This window comes from Streptomyces sp. NPDC017676, assembly GCF_044329325.1.
Taxonomy (GTDB): Bacteria; Actinomycetota; Actinomycetes; order Streptomycetales; family Streptomycetaceae; genus Streptomyces.
This window is the reverse complement of sequence record NZ_JBIRJA010000023.1, coordinates 63,783-88,776: the sequence shown is the minus strand read 5'-3', so window position 1 is coordinate 88,776 and position 24,994 is coordinate 63,783. Positions and strand designations below refer to the sequence as shown.

Sequence of the window (24,994 nt, the reverse complement as noted above, 5' to 3'; positions counted from 1 at the left end):
CCTCGTCCTCGTCCTTGTCGTGTGCGTGCGTGGGAGGTGATGGATCGTCAGGCGGCCTGGTGGACAGCCGTGTCGACGGTCTTGACGACGACATCGCCGATGGTGAGCGCCACCGCCTCCCATTCGGCGACGGGCATCGTCAGCGGCGGCAGGAACTTCAGCACCCGCCCCTCCCCCGCGCTCTCGGCGATGATCCCGGCCTGGAACAGCGCGCGGCGTACGTTCTCTACCGGCTCGGGCCCGGTGAAGCGCAGCCCGCTCATCGCACCGCGTCCGGCGACCTGGGCGACGCCCTCGGGAAGCCGCGCGACGATGTCCTGGAGCGAGGCGCGGATCGCCTCCGTGAGCCGGGCCACCTGGCTCGTGAACCGCGGGTCGGACCAGTACTCCAGCGCCACCGTCCCCGCCACGAAGGCGAGGTTGTGGCCGCGGAACGTGCCGTTGTGCTCGCCCGGTTCCCAGACGTCCTTGTCGCGGCTGATCAGCAGGGCCGCCATGGGCAGGCCCATCCCGCCGAGCGACTTGGACAGGCACACCAGGTCGGGCCGCAGGCCGGGGACGTGCTCGAAGCTGAAGAAGGTCCCGGTACGGCCGCAGCCCGCCTGGATGTCGTCGACGACGACGAGTGCGCCGGCCTCGTCCGCCAGCTCCCGCACCCGGGTCAGCCATGCGGGGCTCGCCACGTTCAGGCCGCCTTCGCCCTGGACGGTCTCCAGCAGCACGGCGGCCGGTGCCTCGGCGCGCGAGGCGGGCCGCAGCGCACGCTCCAGCGCGTCGAGGGAGGTCCGCCCGTCGCGCTCGTCGTCGCGGGGCAGGATCGTCACGTCGCGCAGCGTGGTGCCGGCCGCGGACCGCAGCAGCGGCGAGGAGGTGGCGGCGAGGGAGCCGAGGGAGACGCCGTGGAACCCGTCGCGGAAGGCGATGACCCGTGAGCGTCCGGTCGCCTTGCGGGCCAGCTTCAGGGCCGCCTCGACGGCGAGGGTGCCCGCCGGGCCGGGGAACTGCACGACGTAGTCGTCCATACCGCGCGGTGCCAGCACCGACTCGGCGAGGCGGGTGAGGAACTCGGCCTTCGCGGTGGTGTGCAGGTCCAGGGACTGCACGGGTCCGCCGGCCGCGAGGTGGTCGATCACCCGGACGACCATCTCCGGCGGGTTGTGACCGTAGTTGAGCGCGCCGGCACCGCACAGCAGGTCGGTGTACCGCCGTCCCTCGACGTCCCACAGGTGGTGCCCCGACGCGCGCTCGAACACGGCCGGGAAGCCGCGGCAGTAGCTGCGCACACGGGACTCGTGACGGGTGAACACGGTGGTGGGGTCAGGCTCGGTCATGCTCGGCACTCCCTGTCCTTCGCTGTTCGTCGCTCACTTCACCAGCACGTTTCCGTCGGCCGGCCGGTGGTCCCGGGACCGGCGCAGATCGGTGAAGGCGAATGTCCGCTGGAGCCAGCGGTCCCCTCCGTCGAAGCGCGGGACGAAGGAGGACCGGCCGTGCAGGGTGACCCGGTTGTCCACGACGGCCAGGTCTCCGGCGCGCAGCCGCACACCGTCGTAGCTGCTCCGGATCACCGCGCTCAGTTCCTGGAGCGCGGCGCGGCCGGCGGGGGTCAGGGCCCGGGTGGCCGACTCGTCGTAGCAGAGGTCGGGGTCCTCCGGGTCGCCGGTGAGGACGCCGTGCAGGCTTCCGGCGCCACCGCCGCCGAAGGAGGGCGGGGGGTCGGTGACGAACTCGGGCCGGGCCAGTGCCTCGCGGGTGCGGTCCGTCAGCCGGGGCAGCACCCGGCGCGAGCAGCAGGTGCGCAGCTCCGCCTGTCCCTCGTGGTCGGTGCGCAGGCAGAGCAGCAGGACGTAGTCCGGCCGGTGCGGGTGGAAGGCGTTCTCGGTGTGGAACGTCAGCTCCACCGAGCCCGCGTTGCCCTGGAACTCCTCCTGGCCGGGCACGGGGACGACGTCCTGCACCAGGGCGCCGTTCTTCTCCGCCGCGAACGAGGCGGGATCGCCCAGTCCGTGGGCGATCAGCAGGAGCAGCGCGGCGGGCAGCGTGGGGGTCCGCTGCGCCGAGCCCATGACCGTCGGTGTGCCGGGCAGCCGGTCGGGGCGGATCGGCAGTCCGGTGAGCAGGAGTCTGCCGTCGGCGCCCGAGTCCCGCCGGAACTCCCGTACCCGTGCGCGCAGCCGGGCGGGGGTCTCCTCCCAGGCGCGGCGGGCGTCGGCGACCCAGGCCGGGTCGTCGACCCGGTCCGGCGCCCCTTGCAGCAGGCCGTGTGCGATCCGCGAGAGGTCCGCCAGGTCGGTGCCGGTCAGCTCTGCCGGGCGCTGTTCGGTGGCGGTCACCTCGGTCCTCCCGTCGGGTGTCGACGCGCTGTCATGCGCCCATCGCCTCGATCAGGCTCTGGGGGCGCATGTCGGTCCACTCCCGCTCGATGTACGCCAGGCACTCCGTGCGGCCGTCGGGGCCGAAGCGCGCCTCCCAGCCGTCGGGCACGGCCACGAACTGCGGCCACAGCGAGTGCTGGCCTTCGTCGTTGACCAGGACCAGGTAGGTGGCGTCGGGGTCCTCGAAGGGGTTGGTCATGGTGGTGTTTCCTGTTTCGTGAGGAAGGGGGGTGACGGGGTGGTGCGGTCGCCGGACGGCGTGTGCGATGCCGTCCGGCCGGCGGTCAGGCGACGAGCCGTACGGGCAGCGAGCTGAAGCCGCTGAGCATGGAGGAGTAGACGGGTTCGGGTCTGCCGGTGAGTTCGATCCGGTCGACCTGCTCGCGCAGGGCCTTGAGGAGGCCGGCGATCTCCGCGCGGCCGAGGTAGGCGCCGACGCAGTAGTGCGGTCCGTGTCCGAAGGACAGGTGCTTGTTGGGCGTGCGGCCGAGGTCGAAGCGGTCGGGTTCGGTGAAGGCCGCCTCGTCCCGGTTGGCCGACGCGTTCCACACGGTGACGATGTCGCCGGAGGCGATGGGGACGCCGTTCAGCAGGGTGTCGGCGGTCGCGGTGCGGCCGAAGTGGAGGGCCGGTGTCGTCCACCGCAGCACCTCGTCGACCGCGGAGTCGACGGACACCTCGCCGTTCTTGAACGCCCGCCACTGGGCGGGGTGTTCGGTGAACGCGAGCACGGCGCCGATCATGGACAGCCGGCTGGTCTCGTCGCCGCCGAGGATGAGGCTGTAGCAGTTGGCGACGACCTCGTCCATGGTCAGCGGCCGGCCCTCGGTCTCCGCGGTGGCCAGGACGCTCACGGCGTCGGTGCCCGGTCGCTCCCGGCGGCTCGTCGCCAGCTCGCCGAAGTAGGCGAGGATGTCGTTGCGGGCCTGCCAGACCTCGAAGGGCGACTGGTCGGGCCCGTCCGAGCTGAGCGCGGTCCTGGTGAGGCTCAGGAGGAAGGCGCGGTCCCGCTCCGGGACGTCCAGCAGGTCGCAGATGGCCTTCAGGGGCAGGCGTCCGGCGACGTCCTCGGCGAAGTCGCACTCGGGGCGGCCGACGACCGCGGCGACCAGGTCGCGGCCGGCCTGCTCCACCTTCTCGACCACTGCGGCCAGGGCGCGCGGCGAGAACGCCTTGAGCAGCACGCGCCGCAGTTCCCGGTGGCGCGGCCCGTCGGTGACGGCGGCCATCACTCCGGAGGCCGAGTCGCCGCCCTGGAGGAGCGAGGCGAGGACGTTGCCCCGTTCGGAGGTGAAGCGGTCGGGCGCGCGGTAGACCTCGGTGGCGTCCGCGAACCGCGTCACCACCCAGAAGGCGGGGCCGCCCCCGGCCGGCCGGTGGAGGTGGACCGGGTCCTCGGCGCGGAGCGCGCGCCAGATCTCGGACAGGTCGTGGCGAGCGTGGGTCGCGGGGTCCGCGAGGTCGAGGCCGGGCAGCGCCGACGGCGGCAGCGGGGTGCGGACGGGTGTGGTCGGCGGGGTCATGACGCGTTCTCCTCCTCGCGTGCGGCGTCGAGGGCGCCGAGCAGGCCGGCGAGCAGGTGTCCGACGGCCGCGGCGGGGCGCTCGGCGAGCAGGGTGTTGTGGGTGGCCTCCACGTCGTGGACCTCGATCCGGCCGGTCACGTACGGGGCCCAGAGCGCGGGCAGGCGGCGCGACTCGCCCTCCTCCAGCTCGGTCGCGGCGCAGAACACGACGTCACCCTGGAAGGCGCGGGGCGTGTGCAGGCCCGCGATCGCGCTGTTGTTGAGGAACACCGCCTTCAGGTGGGTGAGTTGGTCCTCGGTGAAGGCGGCGAGCATCTCGTCGGGGACCTGCACCCCTTCGAGCACCTCCTCGGGTGTCGGCTGGGCGGCGCCGAGGTCCCGGGGGAAGGCGTCGAGCAGCACCAGCAGTTCGACCTCCTCGCCCGCGTCCTGGAGCTGGACGGCCATCTCCTGGGCGACCAGCCCGCCGAAGGACCAGCCGAGCAGCCGGTAGGGGCCGGACGGCCGCACCTCGCGCAGCCGGGTGAGGTAGCCGGCCGCCATCTCCGCGATGGTGGACGGCAGCGGCGCTGGTTCGTCGAAGCCGGCCGCCTGGAGCGCGTACACCGGGTGGCGGCCGTCCAGGTGCCCGGTCAGCGCCCGGTAGGCCCAGCCCAGGCCGCCCAGCGGGTGGACGCAGAACAGCGGGGTGCCCGGGCCGCCGGTGCGCAGCGGCAGCAGCACACCGGTGGCTCCGGCGGTGTCGCCGGTGTGCAGGGCCTCGGCGAGCGCGGCCGGGGTCGGGGCCTCGAAGAGGGTGCGCACCGAGACCTCGTGGCCCAGTTCGGCGCGGATCCGGCCGGCCAGCCTCGCCGCCATCAGGGAGTGTCCGCCGAGGGCGAAGAAGTCGTCGTCGACGCCCACCTCGGTGACGCCGAGCAGTTCGGCGAAGAGGGCGCACACGGCGCGTTCCTCCTCGGTGCGCGGGGCCCTCGGGGCCGGCCGGGCGGTGTCCCGGGGCGCGGGCAGGGCCGCGCGGTCGAGCTTGCCGCTGGTGGTCAGCGGGAACTCGGGGAGGACGACCACCGAACGCGGGACGAGGTGCCCGGGGAGGCGGGAGGCCAGTCGGCGGTGGAGTTCGCCGGGGGTGGCGTCTGCGGTGACGTAGGCGACCAGCGTCTCGTCGCGCAGGACGACCGCGGCGCGGGTGACCGCGGGGTGTTCGGTGAGGACGGCTTCGATCTCGCCGGGCTCCACCCGTACGCCGCGCACCTTGAGCTGGTGGTCGGAGCGGCCGACGAAGTCCAGCCGGCCGGCCCTGTCCCAGCGCGCCAGGTCACCGGTGCGGTACATCCGCCCGCCGGGCGTGAACGGGTCCGCCACGAACCGCTCGGCGGTCAGTCCGGGGCGGCCGGCGTAGCCGCGGGCGACCTGGTCGCCGGCGACGTACAACTCGCCGGGGACGCCGGGCGGGACGGGCCGCAGCGTCGCGTCCAGCACGTAGACGCGGGTGTTGTGGACGGGCACGCCGATCGTCACGGGGGGCCGGGCGCCCGGATCGGTCTCCGGGTCCCAGACCGTGGCGTCACAGGTGACCTCGGTGGAGCCGTACTTGTAGTGCAGCGGCACCCCGAACGCGGCGGTGAACCGCTCGTACAGGTCGCGGGTGAGCCCCTCGCCGCCGACGAAGATCCGGCGCAGCCCGGCGAGCCGGGACCGGTCCGCCTCGGCCAGGAGCACTTCGAGCATGGAGGGCACGAAGTGGACGGTGGTGATGCCGTGCGTGGTGAACATGCGGGTGAGGTAGTCCGGGTCGCGGTGGCCGTCGGGCTCGGCGACCACCGTGCAGGCGCCGGTCTGCAGGGGCCAGAACAGCTCCCAGACCGACACGGTGAACCCGATGGGCGTCTTCTGCAGGACGCGGTCGTCCGGGGTCAGCCGGTAGGTGTCCTGGAGCCAGCCCAGGTGGTTGACGACGGACCGCTGGGAGACCACCACCCCCTTGGGGCGGCCGGTGGAGCCGGAGGTGAACATGACGTACGCGGGGTGGTCCGGCAGGAGCGGGGCGGTGCGGTCCCGGTCGGCCGGATCGGTGTCCGGCCGGTCCGCGAGTACGGACGCGGTGTCCGGGTCGTCCAGGAGCAGCGCGGGCAGGGCCGCGGGCAGCCGGCCGCGGTGCCCGGTCGTGGTGACGGCGAGCGCCACGGCGGCGTCCTCGCAGATGCGGGAGATCCGCTCGGCGGGGTCCTCGGGGTCGACGGGGGTGTAGGCGGCGCCGGCCTTGGCCACGGCGTGCGCGGCGACGATGAGGTCGAGGGAGCGGGGCAGGGCCAGCGCCACCACGGACTCCGGGCCGCAGCCGAGGCCGATGAGCTGGTGCGCCAGCCGGTTGGCGCGGGTGTTCAGCTCGCGGTAGGTGAGGTGGGTGCCGTCGGTGCGGACGGCCACGGCGTCGGGAGTGGCCCGCACGGCCTGTTCGAACAGGTCGGCGAGGGTGGCCGTCCGGCGCTCGCGCCCGGTCCTGTTCCACTCGTGGAGCAGCCGTTCCTCCTCGCCCGGCAGCAGGACGTCCAGCGCGCTGAGCGGCCGGTCGGGGTCGTCGCAGGCCTGGTCGAGGAGGAGCAGGAGCCGCCCGGCCAGGGCGCGCACGGTCTCCTCGTCGAAGAGCGCGGAGGCGTACTGCACCTCGCCGCGCACCCCGTCGGGCTCGCCGGCCGGGCCGAAGCCCTCGGTGAGGCTGAACGACAGGTCGAACTTCGCGGTGGGGAGCCTGGTCTGGACCGGTTCGGCGGTGAGTGACGGCAGGGAGAGGTCCGCCCGGGTGTTGTTACGGAACGACAGCATCACCTGGAACAGCGGGTGGCGGGCGGGCGACCGGGCCGGGTTCAGCGCCTCCACGAGCCGCTCGAACGGCACCGCCTGGTGCTCGTAGGCGTCCAGGTCGGTACGGCGGACCCGGGCGAGCAGTTCGCGGAACGACGGGTCGCCCGAGGTGTCGGTGCGCAGTACCAGGGTGTTGAGGAAGAAGCCGACCAGGCCGTCGAGTGCCTCGTCGGCGCGGCCGGCGACCGGCGCGCCGATGGGCAGGTCGGTGCCCGCTCCGAGCCGGGTCAGCAGCGCGGCGAGGGCCGTGTGGAGCACCATGAACACGGTGGCGCCCTCGGCCTCGCCCAGTTCGGCGAGGCGGCGGTGGAGGCCGGCGGGAAGGTCGAGGGGGACCGCGGCGCCCGCGCCGGAGGGCCGGGCGGGCCGGGGCCGGTCGGCGGGGAGTTCCAGTTCCTCGGGGGCGCCCGTGAGGACGGTCAGCCAGTGGGCGAGCTGCTCGCCGCCGGGACCGGCCGGGTCGTCGAGGTCGCCCAGGACGTGCCGCTGCCAGACGGCGTAGTCCGCGTACTGCACGGTCAGCGGTGTCCACCGCGGGGACTCGCCGAACAGCCGGGCCCGGTAGGCGGTGGACAGGTCGTCCGCGAGCGGGCCCATGGACTCGGCGTCCCCGGCGATGTGGTGCATGAGCAGCAGCAGCACCGCTTCCTGCGGACCCTGCCGGAAGACCTCGGCGCGCAGCGGGATCTCGGCGGTGAGGTCGAAGGCGTACCCGACGGCCCGCTCCAGCCGGCCCGGGACCTCGGCGGCGGTCACGTCCGTCACCGTCAGCTCGGGCACGGCCGTCGCCTCGGGCAGCACCACCTGGTACGAGCCGTCGCCGTCCTCGGCGAACACCGTGCGCAGCGACTCGTGCCGCCCGACCAGGTCCCGCAGCGCCGCGCGGAGGGCGTCGGTGTCCAGGGGGCCGTGGAGCCGGAGGGCGAGCGGGATGTTGTACGTCGCCGAGGGACCCTCGAAGCGGTGCAGGAACCACAGCCGCTCCTGCGCGAAGGAGAGCGGGAGACGGTCCGGCCGGGGCAGCACCCGCAGAGCGGCCTGCGCGTCGGCGGCCCGGTCGAGCCGGGCGGCGAGACCCGCCGGTGTCGGGGCCTCGAACACGTCGCGCACCGGCAGTTGCACGCCGAGCACCGAGCGGACCCGGCTGATCAGGCGGGTCACGCGCAGCGAGTGGCCGCCCAGTTCGAAGAAGCCGTCGTCGATCGAGACCGACGGCACGCCGAGGATCTCGGCGAACAGCCGGCACAGGATCTCCTCCTGGGGCCGGCGCGGCCGGCGGCCACGGGGGTGCGCGGCCCGTTCGGGGGCGGGCAGCGCGCGCTGGTCGACCTTGCCGTTGGGGGTGAGCGGCAGCTCGTCGAGGACGACGATGCCCGCGGGGACCATGTAGCCGGGCACGGCGGACTCCAGCAGGGTCCGCAGCTCCTCGCGCTCCGGCCGCCGGTGTCCGGGTGCCGGTACGACGTAGGCGTACAGGGCGCGTTCGCCCCGGGCGTCCTCGCGGGCGGCGGCGACGGCGCGGCCGACGCCGGGGTGGCCCGTGAGGACGGCCTCGATCTCACCCGGTTCGATGCGGAAGCCGCGGATCTTGACCTGGCCGTCGGCACGGCCGGTGAACTCCAGCCGCCCGTCGCGGGTGTACCGGACGACGTCTCCGGTGCGGTACATCCGGCTGCCGGGGGCGCCGAACGGGTCGGCGACGAAGCGCTCGGCGGTGGCGGCCGGCGCGCCGGCGTAGCCGCGGGCCAGACCGAGCCCGGCGAGGTACAGCTCGCCCGGGGCACCGGGCGGCACGGGGGCCAGTGCCGCGTCGAGGACGTAGGCCCGGATACCGCTCATGGCGCGGCCGATGGGGACGGTGCCGGGCAGCGCGTACGGGCGGGGCACCCGGTGGGCGGTGGCGAAGGTGGTCGTCTCGGTCGGCCCGTAGACGTGCACGAAGGTGGTGTCCGGGCAGGACGTGACGGCGCGCCGGAACGCGGCCGGCGAGGCCTGCTCCCCGCCGGTCCACACCTCGCGCAGGGTGGCGAGGCACTCCGGGTCCTCTTCTGCGATGACGTTGAACAGCGCGGTGGTGAGGAACACGGAGGTCACCCCCTCGGCCCGGAGCAGGCCGCGCAGCGCGTCGAGGGTGAGGTCGCCGGGCGGGGCGACGACGACCCGGCCGCCGGTCAGCAGCGGTACCCACAGCTCGTAGGTGGAGGCGTCGAAGGCGTGCGGCGAGCGCATCAGCACCCGCCGGTGCGCCTCGCCCTCCCAGCAGGGGTCGAGTGCCAGGGAGACCACGTCGCGGTGGGTGACGGCGATGCCCTTGGGGGTGCCGGTGGACCCGGAGGTGTACATCACGTAGGCGAGCCGGTCGGGGTGGGCCGCGCCGGCCGGTGCGGCGGTGCCGTCCGCCGCGTCCGTTCCGCCGTCGTCCGGCTCCGGGGCGTCGACGTCGATCAGGGGCAGGCCGTGGTCGACGTCGAGCCGTGCCGCCCGGGAGTGCGTCAGCACGGCGGCGGCTCCGGTGTCGGTGAGGATCCGCCGCAGCCGGGAGGCGGGGTACCGGGTGTCGAGCGGTACGTAGGCACCGCCCGCCTTGAGCACGGCCAGGGTCGCCACCACGAGCGACAGGGACCGCTCCAGGTGCAGGGCGACGGGTGTCTCGGGTCCGACCCCGAGGGCGCGCAGCCTGCGGGCCAGCCGTTCGGCGCGGGCGTCGAGGTCGGCGTACGTCGTCGCGGTGCCGTCCGCCACCACGGCCACGGCCCGCGGGGCGCTGCGGACGCGCTCGGCGAAGAGGGCGGTGATCGTGTCGGTCGGGGCCTGGCGCGGGGTGCCGTTCCAGGTGTGGAGCACGTTGCACCGGTCGGTGTCGGAGAGCACGTCGATCCGGCTGAGCGGGTGGTCGGCCGCGCCGTGGGCGACGGCGGTCAGCAGGCGGACCAGCCGGGCGGTCAGCTCGGCGACGGTGTCCTCGTCGAACAGGTCGACCGCGTACTCCAGGCCGCCGTCCAGGCCGCCGTGGTCCGCGTCCGCGAACGACAGCGAGAGGTCGAACTTGGCTGCGGGCGCGACCGGTTCCTCCGCCCGCACGTCGACGCCGGGCAGGTCGAGCGTGACGGGCCGGACGGTGTTGTTCAGCATGATCGTCGCCTGCACCAGTGGCTGGTGGGCGGTGGAGCGCACCGGGTTGAGGGCCTCCACCACGCGTTCGAACGGCACGTCCTGGTGGGCGTAGGCGTCCAGGTCGACGGCGCGGACCCGGTCGAGCAGTACGCGGAAGGTGGGGTCGCCGCCCAGCGGGGTGCGCAGTACGAGGGTGTTGACGAAGGAGCCGACGAGATCGTGGGCGGCCTCGTCGGTCCGGCCGGCCACCGGGGTGCCGAGCACGACGTCGTCGCCGGCGCCGTGCTTGGCGAGCAGCGCGGCGAACGCGGCGTGCAGCACCATGAACAGGGTCGTACCGGTGTCGCGGGCGAGTCCGGTGAGCGCTTCGTGCAGCGCCCGGGGTATCAGGAACCGTACGGTGCCGCCGCGGTGGGAGGCGATCGCGGGCCGGGGCCGGTCGGTGGGCAGGGCGATCAGTTCCGGGGCACCGGCGAGCGTGGTGGTCCAGTGGCGGAGCTGCCGGGAGATCTCGCTGTCCGGCTCCTGGTCGGAGCCGAGCATCCGGCGTTGCCACAGGCTGAAGTCGGCGTACTGGACGGTCAGCGGCTCCCAGTCGGGAGCGTGGCCGGCGTGCCGGGCCCGGTAGGCCGTGGCGAGGTCGCGGGCGAGGGGCGCCATGGAGACGGCGTCGGCGGCGATGTGGTGCACGACCAGGACGAAGACGGCCTCGTCGGGCGCGGTGCGCAACAGCCGGGCGTGGACCGGGACTTCCCGGCCGAGGTCGAAGCGGTGGCGGACCGCCTCGCGTACGGCCGCCGGCAGGGTGTGCTCGTCCACGTCGGTGACGGCCGGCTCGGGCAGTCCGCGCTCGGGCGGCAGGATGACCTGGTGGCTGCCGCGGGCGTCGGTCGCGTAGACCGTGCGCAGGATCTCGTGCCGTTGTACGAGGTCACCGAGGGCGGCCCGCAGTGCCGCCGGGTCGAGGGCGCCCGACAGCCGCAGCACGACGGGGATGTTGTAGGTGTCGGAGGGGCCGTCGAGGGTGTGCAGGAACCACAGCCGCTCCTGGCCGTAGGACAGGGGGAGCCGGTCGGGGCGCGGGGCCGGGGTGAAGCGCTCGACCGTGCCGCCCGGGGTGAGCCCGGCGGCGAGTCCGGCCACCGTCGGTGTGTCGAACAGGTCGCCGAGCCGGACCGGTGCGCCGAGCGCGTTCCGGGCGCGGTTCACCAGCTGGGTGGCGAGCAGCGAGTGCCCGCCGAGCAGGAAGAAGTCGTCGTCGATCGACACGTCGGCGATGTTGAGCACCTCGGCGAAGAGCGCGCACAGGATCTCCTCCGCGGGCGTGCGCGGGGCCCTGCCGCCGGGGACGGCACCGGTGGTGTCCGGGGCGGGCAGGGCGCGCCGGTCCAGCTTGCCGTTGGGGGTGAGCGGGAGCCGGTCGAGGACCACGAAGGCCGACGGGACCAGGTGCGCGGGCAGGGTCGCGGCGAGCGCCGGGCGGGGGTCGCCGACCGGCACGCCGGGGTCGGCGGCGACCAGGTAGGCGACCAGCCGCGGGTCGCCGGGGCGGTCCTCGCGGGCCACGACCGCCGCCTGGGCGACGGTGTCCAGGGCCGTCAGCGCCGCCTCGGTCTCGCCGGGCTCGACGCGGAAGCCGCGGATCTTGACCTGGTCGTCGGCCCGGCCGCCGTACTCCAGGAGGCCCGAGGCGTTCCAGCGGGCCCGGTCGCCCACCCGGTACATCCTGCTCCCGGCGGGGCCGTAGGGGTCGGCGACGAAGCGCTGCGCGGTCTGCCCGGGTCGTCCGGCGTAGCCGCGGGCCACCTGGTCGCCCGCGAGGTAGAGCTCTCCCCAGACGCCGTCGGGGACGGGCTGGAGGAACGCGTCGAGGACGTACACCCGCGTGCCGCCGGTCGGGCGGCCGATGGGGACGGGTCCGTCGGCGAGCGGTTCGCCGGGTCCGACGCGGTGCACGACGACGCCCACGGTCGTCTCGGTGGGCCCGTACTCGTTGGTCACCACGGCGTCCGGGTGGCGGGCGCGCCAGCGCCCCAGCGGCTCGGCGTCGAGCGCCTCGCCGCCGATGACGAGGTCCGTGGCGGCGCAGGCCCGGTCGGGCAGGGTCTCCAGCAGCCGCAGATGGCTCGGGGTGATCTTGAGCAGGCCGGTGCCCGGGCTGTTCTCGTCCAGCGCGGCGAACCGGACCCGGCCGCCGGTGACGAGCGGGGTGAACAGCACGGTGACCGGCATGTCGAAGGCGACGGAGGAGTGCGCCAGCGCCTCGTCGGCGGCGGCCGGGTACAGGGCGGTCGCCTCGTCCAGGTACGCGGCCAGCGCGGCGTGCTCGACGACGACGCCCTTGGGCTGTCCGGTCGATCCGGAGGTGTAGACGAGGTAGGCGGCGTCCCGCGGATGCGGCCGGACGCCGAGCGGCGTGCCGGGGTGGTGGTCCAGGTCGGCCGGGAAGGTGTCCGGGGTGAGGGTCACCCGCGCGCCGGCGTCCTCGACCAGGAGGTCGACGCGGCCGGCGGGGTAGGTGTCGTCGATCGGCAGGTAGGCGGCTCCGGTCTTGAGGACCGCCAGGAGGGCCACGAGCAGGTCGGGGGTGCGCGGCAGGACGACGGCGACGACCGATCCGCGGCCGACGCCGAGACCGGCCAGGTGCCGGGCCAGCTTGTTGGCCCGCGCGTCGAGTTCGGCGTAGCTGAGCGTCGTGGAGGGGGAGACGACCGCGACGGCGTCCGGGGTGCGGGCGGCCTGCGCCTCGAACCTCTCCGGAAGCGGGGTGCCGGAACCCCGGCGGGGGGTGGCGTTGCGGGTGACGAGCAGTTCGGTCCGCTCGGCGTCGGTCAGCAGCGGCAGGGCGTGGACGGGCCGGACCGGGTCGTCCGTCACCGCGGCGAGCAGCCGCAGGTAGCGGTCGGCGAAGGACCGGACGGTGGCGCGGTCGAAGAGGTCGGTGGAGTACTCCAAGGCCGCGGACCACTGCCCGCCGTGCTCCGACACGGTCAGGGACAGGTCGAACTTGGCCGCGCCGGAGGGGGTCTCGCCCAGCCGCACGGTCAGGCCGGGCAGGGCCGGCGGCGCCGTCTCGGCGTTCAGGGTCAGCATCACCTGGAACAGCGGGTGCCGGGACCGGGACCGCGGCGGGTTGAGCGCCTCCACGAGCTGCTCGAAGGGCACGTCGGCGTGCGCGTAGGCGTCGACGTCGAACCGCCGTACCCGGGCGAGGAGTTCCTCGAAGGTGGGGTCGCCGGAGACGTCGGTGCGCAGCACCAGGGTGTTGGCGAAGAGGCCGACGAGTTCTTCCAGCGCGGCCTCGGGCCGCCCCTCCACCGGGCTGCCGATGACGATGTCGTCGCCCGCCCCGAGGCGGCTGAGCAGGAGCGCGAGGACGGCCTGGAGCACCATGAAGGGGCTCGCGTCACGTTCGCGCCCCAGCCGCTCCACGCGGGCGCGCAGGGCGGCGGGCACGGTGAAGGCGACGGTGTCGCCGCGCGGGGACAGGATCGCGGGCCGTGGCCGGTCGGTGGGCAGGTCGGTCTGTTCGGGGATGCCGGCGAGCGCCGTGGTCCAGAACGGGAGCCGGTCCCCGGGCAGGTCGCGCTGCCACAGGGCGTAGTCCGCGTACTGCACGGGCAGCGGGGCGAGCCCGGAGCCGGTGCCGGTCAGCCGCCCGGCGTAGGCAGTGGCGAGATCGGCCGCCAGGGGGCCCATCGAGCCGCCGTCTCCCGCGATGTGGTGCAGCACCACCAGCAGGGCGTACGTGCCGCCGCCGGTGTCGAACAGGGTGGCGCGGACCGGGAGTTCACGGTCCAGGGCGAAGGGGACCGCGGCGGCGCGGGCGATCTCCGCGTCCAGCCGGCCGGCCGGGCAGGCGGTGACGGTGAACGGGGCCGGGCCGGCCACGACGACCTGGTGCGCGCCGTCGGCGTCCTCGGCGATCAGGGTGCGCAGCGACTCGTGCCGCTCCACCACGTCGGCGAAGGCCGCCCGCAGCGCGTCGATGTCGAGGTCGCCGGTCAGCCGCAGCACGATCGGGATGGTGTACGTGTCGGACGGTCCCTGGAGCCGGTCGAGGATCCACATCCGCTGCTGGGCCGTGGACAGCGGCACCCGTTCGGGGCGCTGCCGGGCGACGAGCGGCGGCCGTGCGTCCCGGGCGGCACCGAGCAGCCGGGCGATCCCCGCGACGGTGGGGTTCTCGAACACGTCCCGGATGGACAGCTCGACGCCGGACTCCGCGCGGATCCGGTTCACCAGCCGTGCGACGAGCAGGGAGTGCCCGCCGAGCAGGAAGAAGCTGTCCTCCGCCCGTGCCTCCGGTACGCCCAGCACCTCGGCGAAGAGTCCCGCGACCCGCTCCTCGGCCGGGTCCGCGGCGGCCCGCTCCCCGGCGAGGTCCGGCGCGGTCCGCCGGGCCGGGTCCGTCGCGGTGTCGTCCGTCGCGTCCGTGGCGGCCGGGCCGGCGGACGGAAGGCTCCGGTCCGGTGCGGGCAGCGCCTTGCGGTCCAGCTTGCCGTTGCCGGTCAGCGGCAGTTCGCCGAGGACGACGAGCGCGGCCGGGACCATGTGGTCGGGCAGGGTGCGGGCCACGCTCGCGCGCAGCGCCCGGGTGTCGGCCCGCGCTCCCGGCTCGGGCACGACGTAGCCGACGAGCCGCCTGTCGCCGGGCTGGTCCTCGCGGACCACCACCGCGGCCCGGGCGATCTCCGGTGCCGCCGCGAGCGCGGCCTCGACCTCGCCGGGTTCGATGCGGAACCCGCGGATCTTCACCTGGTCGTCGACCCGGCCGACGAACTCCAGCAGACCCGCCCTGGTCCAGCGGGCCAGGTCGCCGGTGCGGTACATCCGGGAGCCCGCGGGTCCGTACGGGTTCGCCACGAAGCGGCCGGCGGTGAGGCCGGGCCGGCCGTGGTAGCCGCGGGTGACCAGGTCACCGGCGACGTACAGCTCCCCGGGGGTGCCGACCGGGGCGGGGCGCAGCCGTCCGTCGAGCACGTACACCTGGGTGTTCCACACCGGGGTGCCGATGGTGATGACGCCCGGGGGCAGGCTGTCGCCCGGTGCGATGCGGAAGACCGTGCAGCCGACCGTGGTCTCGGTGGGACCGTACTCGTTGAGCACGGTCACCCCGGGGTGGCCGGCCCGCCAGGTGTCGAGGGCCTCGCCCAGCAGCGACTCCCCGCCGAGGACGAGCTGTCCGCTCGGGGAGTAGCTGTCGGCGACCGCGCCGAGCAGGGTGAGGTGGCTCGGGGTGGCCTTGACGAAGTCGGGGCGGGTGACGCCGTACTCGGTGTCGGGCCCGGCGGCGTTCCAGCGCACGAGTTCCACGCAGCCGCCCGTGACGAGCGGTCCCCACAGGCCGGTGACGGTGAGGTCGAAGGCGATCGGGGAGTGCACCAGGGCACGGCCGCGCAGGCTCCGGTAGGTGTCGGTGGCCCAGGCCAGGTAGGCGGTCAGCGAGCGGTGTTCGACGACGACGGCCTTGGGCCTGCCGGTGGAGCCGGAGGTGAAGATGACGAACGCGGCGTGCCCGGGCAGCGCGGGTACCCCGGTGACCGCGGTGGCCGGCTGCGCGGTCACGGCCGGGTCGTAGGGCAGCACGGCGGGGATCGCGCCGAGCCGGCCGGCCCGGTCGGGGGTGGTCACCACGGCGACGGGGGCGATGTCGCCGAGCATGAACGCGATCCGCTCCTCGGGCAGTGCGGGGTCGAGCGGCAGGTAGGCCGCCCCCGACTTGAGCACGGCGAGCAGGGTGACGGGGAGCTGTTCGGAGGTGGGCAGCAGGACGCCGACGAACCGCTCGGGGCCGGCGCCGAGTTCGATGAGCCGGCGGGCCAGCCGGTTGGCGCGGGCGTCGAGTTCGGCGTACGTCAGCCCGGTGGCGCCGAAGACGACCGCGAGGGCGTCCGGGGTGCGGGCCGCCTGCGCCTCGACGAGCGCGGTGAGCGTGGTCGCGGGCAGCTCGCGGGCGGTGGCGTTCCACTCGGTGAGCAGCTGCCGGCGCTCGGCCGGGCCGACGATGTCGAGGTCGCCGATGGGCGTGCCGGGAGCGGTGACGGCGGCGGTGAGCAGGTCGACGAACCGTTCGGTGATCCGCTGGGCGGTCTCCCGGTCGAACAGGTCCGTGGCGAACTCCAGGAAGCCCGTCAGTCCGCCGCCGCGCCGTTCGTTGACGAAGAACGCCAGGTCGAACTTGGCGGTCGGCGAGGTGAGCGGCAGCACCTTCCCGTCGAGGCCGGGGAGGTGTCCGGCGAGGTCCTCGACCTCTTCCAGTTCGGCGTCCACCCAGTTCAGGTTGGTCTGGAACAGCGGGTGCCGGGCCGTGGAGCGGACCGGGTTGACCGCCTCGACGATCCGCTCGAAGGGCACGTCCTGGTGGGCGTAGGCGGCCAGGTCGGCCGACCGGACCCGGGCGAGGACCTCGGTGAACGCGGGGTTGCCCGCAAGGTCGGTGCGCAGGACGAGGTTGTTGACGAAGAACCCGACCAGGCCGCCCAGGACCTCGTCCGGGCGGCCGGCGACCGGCGAGCCGATGACGATGTCGTCCCCGGCGCCGAGCCGGTGCAGCAGGGTGACCAGAGCGGCCTGGACCGTCATGAACGGTGTGACGTGGTGCTCGCGGGCGAGCGCCGTCAGGGCCGCGTGCACCTCGGCGGGCACGGTGAAGGCGACGGTGTCCCCGCGGTGGCCGGCCACGGCGGGCCGGGGCCGGTCGGTGGGCAGCTCCAGTTGTTCGGGAAGCCCGGCCAGGGCCTCGGTCCAGAAGCGGAGCTGGCGGGAGATCTCGCTGTCCGGGTCGTCGGCCGGGCCCAGCACCGAGCGCTGCCACACGGCGTAGTCGGCGTACTGGACCTCCAGCGGGGTCCAGCGCGGGGCGTGGCCCTCGGACCTCGCGGTGTAGGCGGTGATCAGGTCCTCGGCGAGCGGGGGCATGGAGAAGGCGTCGCCGGCGATGTGGTGCAGCACGACGAGCAGGACGTGCTCGCCGGAGCCGAGCTGGAACAGGGTGGAGCGCATGGGCGGTTCGACGGCCAGGTCGAAGGGGACCTGGACGGCCTCGGCGAGCCGGTCGTCGAGCCCGGCCGCGTCGGTGGCGAGGACGGTCAGCGGCGGCACGGAGTCCCGGACGATCTGGTGCGGGCCCTGCTCGTCCTCGGCGAAGACGGTGCGCAGCGCCTCGTGCCGGGCGGCGACGTCGCCGAGGGCCGCGTCGAGGGCCGCGATGTCGAGGTCACCGGTGAGCCGCAGCGCGACGGGCAGGTTGTAGGTGGCGGAGGGGCCCTCGTAGCGGTGCAGGAACCACAGGCGTTCCTGGGCGTAGGACAGCGGCAGGCGCGCGCCGCGCGGCTGGGCCGTGACGGCGGGCCGGCGCGGGGCGGCGCCGTCGAGGCGGGCGGCGATCCGCGCGGGCGTGGTGGCCTCGAACAGGGTGACCAGTTCGATGTCGGCGCCGAGGACGGTGCGGATGCGGTTGGCCAGCCGGGCCACGGACAGCGAGTGGCCGCCGAGCGCGAAGAAGTCGTCGTCGAGGAAGACCTCGGGGACCCCGGTCACCTCGGCGAACAGCCCGCACAGGAGCTCCTCGCGCGGGGTGCGCGGCACGCGGCCCGCGACCGGTGCGAAGTCGGGTACGGGCAGCGCCTGCCGGTCCAGCTTGCCGCTGGTCAGCTGCGGGAACCGATCGAGTTCCACGAACACGGGCGGGACCATGTACTCGGGCAGCTCGGCCGTGAGCCGGGCCCGCAGTTCCTCGTGGTCGACGGGGGCGGAGGTGATGAGGTAGCCGACCAGCCGCTGGTCGTGGACGGCGGCGGCGGCCTGGGCGACGCCGGGGTGCGCCCGCATCGCGGACTCGATCTCGCCCAGCTCGATCCGCTGGCCGCGCAGCTTGACCTGGTCGTCGGCGCGGCCGAAGTACTCCAGTTCGCCGCCGCGGGTCCAGCGCACCAGGTCGCCGGTGCGGTAGAGCCGGCTGCCGGGCGTGCCGTAGGGGTTGGCCACGAACCGTTCGGCGGTGAGCGCGGGGCGGTCCAGATAGCCGCGGGCGAGCTGGACGCCGCCGAGGTAGAGCTCTCCCGTCACGCCCGGGGGCACGGGGCGCAGGGTGCGGTCGAGCACGTAGGCCTGGGTGTTGAGCACCGGTCCGCCGATGAGGACGGTCCCGGGGTCCTTGGGGGTGGGCCACCGGGTGACGTCCACCGCGGCCTCGGTGGGGCCGTAGGCGTTGGTGAGGACCGGGTCCGGGTGGCGGGAGACCTGGTGGAAGCGGCGGATCAGCTCGGCCGGCATGATCTCGTCCCCGGACTCGATCGCGCGGACCGAGGCGGGCAGTTCGGCCTCGGCGAGGAACGCGGCGAGCCGGGAGGCGCCGAGGTGCAGCACGGTCACGGACTCGTCGTGCATGAGCCGGGAGAGGTAGACCGGGTCGCGGTGGCCGCCGGGCCGCGGTACCACCAGGGCGGCGCCGCGCGACAGCGTCCAGAACACCTCCCAGACCGAGACGTCGAACCCGGTCGGCGTGGCCTGGAGCACCCGGTCCCCGGGGCCGAGGTGCAGGTCCTGCTGCATCCACCAGAACCGGTTGGTCATGCCCTCGTAGGTGTTGAGGGTGCCCTTGGGGCGGCCGGTGGAGCCGGAGGTGTAGATGATGTACGAGGTGTTGCCGCCGTGGGCGGTGATCCCGAGGTTCTCGGCGGACTCGTCCCCGGCGTCGACCGGGATCCGTTCAAAGCCCTCGACGTCGTGCTCGGCCAGGATCAGCCGGGCGCCGGAGTCGCGGAGGATGTAGGCGATCCGGTCGGCCGGATAGCCGGTGTCGATCGGCACGTAGGCGGCGCCGGCCTTGATGACGGCCCAGAGCGCCACGACGAGGTCCACCGAGTACGGCAGCATGACGGCGACCCGGGTCTCGGGGCCGACTCCGCGCCTGCGCAGGGCCCGGGCGAGGCGGTTGACCCGCGCGTTGAAGGCGCCGTAGGTGACGCGCTCCCCTTCGAGGACGACGGCGGGCAGTTGGGGGTCCTGGGACTCCATCAGCTCGACGACGGAGGTCGAGTCCATGGTGCTCGCGGTGTCGTTCCAGCCGTGGAGGATGAGCGCGCGTTCCTCGTCGTCCAGCAGGTCGACCTCGGAGATCCGGCGGGCGGGGTCGCCCGTGACGGTGTCGAGCACGCGCAGGAAACGGGTGACGAGGGCCTCGGCGGTCTCCCGGTCGTACAGGTCGGTGGCGTACTCCAGCCGGCAGTCGAGGCCGCCGTCATGGGCGTCGACGACGCAGTCGAAGTGCGCGTCGAACTTGGAGGTGCCGCTGAGGACCGGGGCCGTGCGGGCGCTGACCCCGGGCAGGGTGAGGCGGGCCTCGGAGAAGTCCAGCCAGGCGACCATGACCTGGAAGAAGGGGTGGCGGGCGCGGGACCGTTCCGGGGCGAGGTCCTCCACCAGCCGTTCGAACGGCACGTCCTGGTGGGCGTAGGCGGCCAGACCGGTGTCGCGTACGCGGGCGAGCAGTTCGGTGAAGGCGGGGTCGCCGGAGGTGTCGAAGCGGTAGACGAGGGTGTTGATGAAGACGCCGACGACACCGTCCAGTGCCGAGTCCGGGCGGCCGGCGATCGCTCCGCCGACGGGGATGTCCTCGCCGGCGCCGTGGGCGGTCAGCAGCAGCGCGACGGCGGCCTGGAGCACCATGTACGGCGTGGTCCGGGTGCGGCGGGCGAGGTCCAGCATCCTCTCGTACAGCTCTCGCTCGACGCGGAACTCGACGTGGTCGCCGCGGTGGGCGGCGACCGCGGGCCGGGGCCGGTCGGCCGGGAAGGTGACCTCCTGGGGCAGTCCGGCGAGTGCCTCGGTCCAGTAGGCGATCTGCCGCGGCAGTTCGGGGGCGAGCGTGTCGCGCTGCCAGAGGGCGTAGTCGGCGTACTCCACGGCCGGCGGCGGGCAGTCGGCCGCCTCGCCGGCGAGGCGGGCGGTGTACGCGGCGGACAGGTACTCGGCCAGCGGCCGCATGGAGGAGCCGTCGGTGGCGATGTGGTGCACCACCAGCAGCAGGGCGTACTCCTCCCCGCCGAGGTCGAAGAGGGTGGCGCGCACCGGGAGTTCGGTGGTGAGGTCGAAGGGGCGGGCGGCCCGGGCGGTCAGGTCGGGGTCACGGTCGCGGACCACCTCCAGGGCGAAGCCCGTGCGGCCGGGCGCCAGGACGACCTGGTGGGGGCCCTGGGCGTCCTCGGGGTAGAGGGTGCGCAGGGCCTCGTGCCGGTCGATGAGATCGGTGAGCGCGGCCTCCAGCGCCGTGGTGTCGAGCGGTCCGCTGAGCCGGATGTCGAGCGGGATGTTGTAGGTGCCGCTGCCGCCCTGGAGACGCTGGAGGAACCACATGCGTTCCTGTGTGAAGGACAGCGGTATCCGCTCGGGCCGCTCCCGAGGCACGATCGTGGCGGAGGCCGACGAGCCGTCCGCCAGGAGCGCGGCGAGGCCCGCCACGGTCGGTGCGGCGAACACGTCGCGCAGGGAGAGGCCGACGCCGAACTCGTCGCGGATCCGGTGCACCAGCCGGATCATCAGGATGGAGGTGCCGCCGAGGGCGAAGAACTCGTCGTCCACGGCGATGTCGTCCAGGCCGAGGACCTCGGCGACGACCGCGCGCAGACGTTCCTCCGTACCGGTGCGCGGTGCCGTCGTGGAGGCGGGAGCGGCGGTGGCGCCGTGCCGGACGGCCGGCTCAGCGGCGCGCTCGCCGCCGGTCACCGTGTGCCGGTCCTCCGGGGTGACCACGGCGAGGTCACCGGCCGGCCGGTCGAGGTCCTCGGCGGCGAGGGCGGCGAGCCGGGCCAGCCGGCCGGTCAGGACCGCCAGGGCGTCGGCGGTGAACGCCCCGGTGCGGTAGGAGAAGCGCAGCCGCAGGGCGGGGCCGGGGAAGAGGGCGACCGACAGCGGGTAGTGGGAGTGCAGGAGGAGGTCGGCGCCGGCGATCCGCAGCCCGCCGGCCTGCGTGCCGCTGTCCATCGGGTAGTTCTCGAAGGCGAGCACGGTGTCGAACAGCTCGTCCACGCCCGCGGCACGGGTGAGGTCGGCGAGGCCGGCGTCCGCGTGCCCGGCCAGGACCGCCTGCCGGGTCTGCACCGAGGCCAGCAGCTCGGCCAGCGGTGCCCGGGGATCGATGCGCACCCGCACCGGCAGTGTGTTGATGAACAGGCCGATCATCGACTCGGCGCCGGGCAGGTCGGCGGGGCGGGTGGAGACCGTCGCACCGAGGACGACGTCGTCACGGCCGGTGAACTCGCGCAGCAGCAGCGCCCACAGGCCCTGCATGACGGTGTTGAGGGTGAGTCCGCGGCGGCGCGCCGCCGCGGTCAGGGCCGCGGTGACGGTCTCGTCGAGGACCAGTTCGTGTTCGGCGTGGCCGTCCGGGGTCCGCCGTCGCGGCGCGAGCAGGGTGGGGCCGGGCAGGCCCGCCAGTTCCTCCTTCCACACGGCGGTGGACGCGGCGCGGTCGCGCCCGGCGAGCCAGGCGGGGTAGGCGCGGTAGGGGGCGGGCGCGGGCAGGTCGGCGCCGCCGTACAGCTCGAACAGCTCCCGGACCAGCAGGGGCAGGGACCAGCCGTCCAGCAGCAGGTGGTGGTGGGTCACCACGAGCCGGGTGCCGAGCGCGGTGAAGCGCAGCAGCGGCGGGCGCAGCACGCTGAAGCCGCGGGCCCGGTCGCGGGCGAGGAAGGCGGCCGGCTCCTCGTCCCGCTCCTCCCAGGGCACGGTGGTCTCGGCGGGCACGACCTGCACGGGCGCGCCGGCGGAGCGGCTGCGGAAGCCGGCGCGCAGCAGCGGGTGGCGGTGCAGCAGGGCGGTGGCGGCCTCGCGCATGCGGGCCGGGTCGAAGCCGCCCTCGATGTCGAGGACGAGCTGGCCGACGTAGGGGTCGTGGTCCTCGTACAGGGCGAGGAAGAGCAGACCTTCCTGGAGCGGGGAGAGCGGCAGCACGTCCTGGGCGCCGGGGTAGCGGTCGAGTTCGCCCTGGTCGATGGTGACGAGGGGGACGTCCGCCGGGGTCAGGCGGGTGCTCGGGCCCGCCGCGGGTGCGGCCGGTGTGCCGGCGGCGGCCGGGACGGCCTCGGCGAGGGCCGCGAGGGCTTCGACGGTGGGGTGGGCGAACACGTCCTGCGGGGTGAGGCCGATCCCGGCGGCGCGGGCACGGGCGGCCAGGCGCAGGGCGTGGATGCTGTCCATGCCCATGGTGAACAGCTGGTCGTCGGCGCCGAGTTCGGGCCGTTCGATCAGCTCGGCGGCGAGGTCGCGCAGGACCCGCTCGGTCTCGGTGCGGGGCGCCCGGCCGGGTGCCGGCGCCGCCGGTTCGGGCAGCGCCTTGCGGTCGACCTTCCCGTTGGGGGTGAGCGGGATCTCCGGGAGGGTCAGCACCGCGGCGGGGACGAGGAAGGCGGGCAGCCGGTCGGCGAGCCAGGCACGCAGGTCGGTCCCGGGCTCTCCGGTGACGTACGCGACGAGCTGGTGGGCGCCGCTGGGGGTGCGCCGGGCCACGACGACGCTCTGCCGGACGCCGGGCGCGCCGTCGAGCAGCGCCTCGACCTCACCGGGTTCGGCGCGCTGGCCGGCGATCTTGACCTGGTCGTCGACCCGGCCGGCGTACTCCAGGGTGCCGTCCGGGCGCAGCCGGGCGAGGTCGCCGGTGCGGTACATCCGGGAGCCCGCGGGGCCGTGCGGGTCGGCGGTGAAGCGTTCGGCGGTCAGCGCGGGGCGGCCGTGGTAGCCGCGGGCGAGCTGGACGCCCGCCAGGTAGAGTTCGCCGGTCGTGCCGGGCGGTACGGGGTTGAGTCCCGAGTCCAGGACGTGTGCGCGGGTGTTGGCGCCCGGCCGTCCGATCGGCACCGTCTCGTCGTCCGGGCCGGTGGCGTACGAGGTCACCTCGATGGCGGCCTCGGTGGGGCCGTAGAGGTTCCACAGCTCGGCGTCGACGCTCTGGTGGAACCGGCGGACCAGCTCGGGCGGCAGGGCCTCGCCGGTGCAGGCGACGAGCCGTACGGAGGGGCCGAACTCGGCCTCGGCGAGGAAGCCGGCGAGCATCGACGGCACGAAGTGGACGATCGTGACGCGCTGTTCGCGGATCAGCTCGGCGAGGTAGGCCGGGTCGCGGTGGCCGTCGGGGCGTGCCACGACGAGGGTGGCGCCCTGGACGAGGGGCCAGAAGAACTCCCACACCGAGATGTCGAAGCCGATCGGCGTCTTCTGCACGATGCGGTCGTCCGGGGTCATCCGGTGGTCGCGCTGGAGCCATGACAGGCGGTTGAGCAGGCCCTCGTGCGGGACGACGACGCCCTTGGGACGGCCGGTGGAGCCGGAGGTGTACATCACGTAGGCGGCGTTGCCGCCCCGGACCCGGATGCCGGGGCCGTCCGCCGGCTCGTCGGCGCCCGCGTCGGGGGCGATCCGCTCGAAGCCGGGTACGTCGTCGGCGGCGATCACCAGCTCGGCGCCGGAGTCGGCGAGGACGTAGGCGATCCGTTCGGCCGGGTAGCCCGTCTCGACGGGGACGAAGGCGGCGCCCGCCTTGAGGACGGCGAGGAGGGCGACGACGAGGTCGGTGGAGCGCGGCAGCAGGACGGCGATCCGGGACTCGACGCCGGCGCCGCGGCGGCGCAGGGCGTGGGCGAGTCGGCCCGCCCGTGCGTTGAGTTCGCCGTAGCTGAGGCTGCGGCCCTCGAAGACCACGGCCTCGGCGGACGGGTCCTGGGCTGCGATCCGTTCCACCAGCGAGCGGGGGTCGAGGGGCTCGGCGGTGTCGTCGAAGCCGGCCAGGAGGCGGTGCTCGTCCGGGCCGAGGAGGTCGAGGGTGCCGATGGGCGCTCCGGGCGACTCGGCGGCGGCCGTGAGGAGCCGGGTGAACCGGTCCCGGTGGGCCGTCACGGCGGCCGGGGTGAACCGGTCGGGGTGGGCGCCCAGGGTGAGGCGGATGCCGTCGGCGGCGGTGTCGTCGGCGACGGCGTTGACGGTGAGGTCGCGGACCGGGCCGGAGGCCACCTGGTGCGCGGTGGCCTCGGCGCCGCCCACCATGAGCCGGCCGGGTGCGAAGGAGAGCACGTTGACGGTGGGTCCGGCCAGGGCACCCTGCCCCTCGGCGCCGAGTTCGCGGCGGATGCGTTCGCCCGGGAAGCGCTGGTGACGGACGGCCTCGGCCAGCCGGGCCCGCACCTGTTCGACGAGTTCGGTGAAGGTGGCCGAGGGCCGGACGGTCAGCCGCAGCGGCAGGTCGTTGACGAGCATCGCCGGTGTGGCGAGGGCGTCCGGGGTCGTCCGTGCCGCCAGGAAGACCCGGAGGACGACGTCCGCCGCACCGGTCGTGCGGTGGGTGTACGCGGCCAGGGCGGCGATCACCGGGAGGGACCAGCGGGCGCCGGGCAGGGCGCGCAGCCGCTCGGCGGTGTCGGCGGGCACCAGCCCCGTCACCGGCGGCAGGCCGCGGGCCAGGGACGAGGGGCCGCTGCCCAGCTCGGTGGAGGCGGGCAGGTCCGCGCACCGGCGGAGCCAGTAGGCGTGGTCCCGTTCGTGGCGCGCGGAGCCGGTGTAGGCGTTCTCCTCGGCGACGAGGTCGGCGAGCGGCGCGAAGGCGGCGGCTGCCGGGCGGTCGCCCGCGGCGAGCGCGTTGTAGACGTCCAGCAGCCTGCGGACGTACAGCGTCTGGCCGTAGGCGTCGAGCAGGATGTGGTGGTAGCGGAAGTACAGCCGGTCGTGGTCCGGGCCGAGCCGCAGCAGCGTGTGGGAGAAGAGCGGACCGTCGGTGAGCGCGGGCGGGGCTTCCGCCTGGCGGGCTTCGGTCCAGGCGGCCGCGGCGGCCCGCGGGTCCGGCTCGCCGCTCAGGTCGACGACGGTGAGCGTGCCCTCGATCGCCGGGTCGACGTGCTGGCGGACCGTGTGTCCGTCGTCGGTGAAGCGGGCCCGCAGTGCCTCGGTCTCCGTCACCGCCTGCCGGATCGCCCGGTCCAGCAGCCGGGGGTCGAAGGGAACCGTGGTGTCGACGTGGACACCGCAGACGAACATGGGGGAGCCGGGTTCGAGGTGCTGGGCCACCCAGACGCCGTGCTGGGCGGCCGTCAGTGCGAGGCCCCCGCTGTTGCCGGTCGCTGCCATCTCC

The 24,994-nt window shown here is 74.7% G+C and carries 5 protein-coding genes; all 5 read right to left on the bottom strand.

Going from position 1 to position 24,994, the window contains the following annotated elements:
* Nucleotides 1-47: 47 nt before the first annotated feature.
* Nucleotides 48-1,331: a diaminobutyrate--2-oxoglutarate transaminase gene (locus ACH4LD_RS37260; RefSeq protein ID WP_398058656.1), complete on the bottom strand. Its 1,284-nt coding sequence runs from the start codon at nt 1,329-1,331 to the stop codon at nt 48-50.
* A 33-nt stretch (nt 1,332-1,364) separates the two neighbouring features.
* Nucleotides 1,365-2,333, bottom strand: coding sequence for a TauD/TfdA family dioxygenase (locus ACH4LD_RS37255; protein ID WP_398058657.1), 969 nt, complete (start codon nt 2,331-2,333; stop codon nt 1,365-1,367).
* Between the two features lie 31 nt (nt 2,334-2,364).
* Complete coding sequence (locus tag ACH4LD_RS37250) at nt 2,365-2,574, bottom strand: MbtH family protein (RefSeq protein ID WP_398058658.1); 210 nt, start codon at nt 2,572-2,574, stop codon at nt 2,365-2,367.
* A gap of 85 nt (nt 2,575-2,659) precedes the next feature.
* Entirely contained in the window at nt 2,660-3,898 is a 1,239-nt protein-coding gene (locus ACH4LD_RS37245) for a cytochrome P450 (RefSeq protein ID WP_398058659.1), read from the bottom strand.
* Complete coding sequence (locus ACH4LD_RS37240; protein ID WP_398058710.1) at nt 3,895-24,990, bottom strand: non-ribosomal peptide synthase/polyketide synthase; 21,096 nt, start codon at nt 24,988-24,990, stop codon at nt 3,895-3,897. The genes ACH4LD_RS37245 and ACH4LD_RS37240 overlap by 4 nt, the downstream gene beginning before the upstream one ends.
* Nucleotides 24,991-24,994 lie beyond the last annotated feature (4 nt).

Bases quoted from the DNA above. Each gene is read 5' to 3' on its own strand.
- ACH4LD_RS37245 (WP_398058659.1), bottom strand. From the start codon at position 3,898: ATGACCCCGCCGACCACACCCGTCCGCACCCCGCTGCCGCCGTCGGCG.
- ACH4LD_RS37250 (WP_398058658.1), bottom strand. From the start codon at position 2,574: ATGACCAACCCCTTCGAGGACCCCGACGCCACCTACCTGGTCCTGGTC.
- ACH4LD_RS37240 (WP_398058710.1), bottom strand. From the start codon at position 24,990: ATGGCAGCGACCGGCAACAGCGGGGGCCTCGCACTGACGGCCGCCCAG.
- ACH4LD_RS37260 (WP_398058656.1), bottom strand. From the start codon at position 1,331: ATGACCGAGCCTGACCCCACCACCGTGTTCACCCGTCACGAGTCCCGT.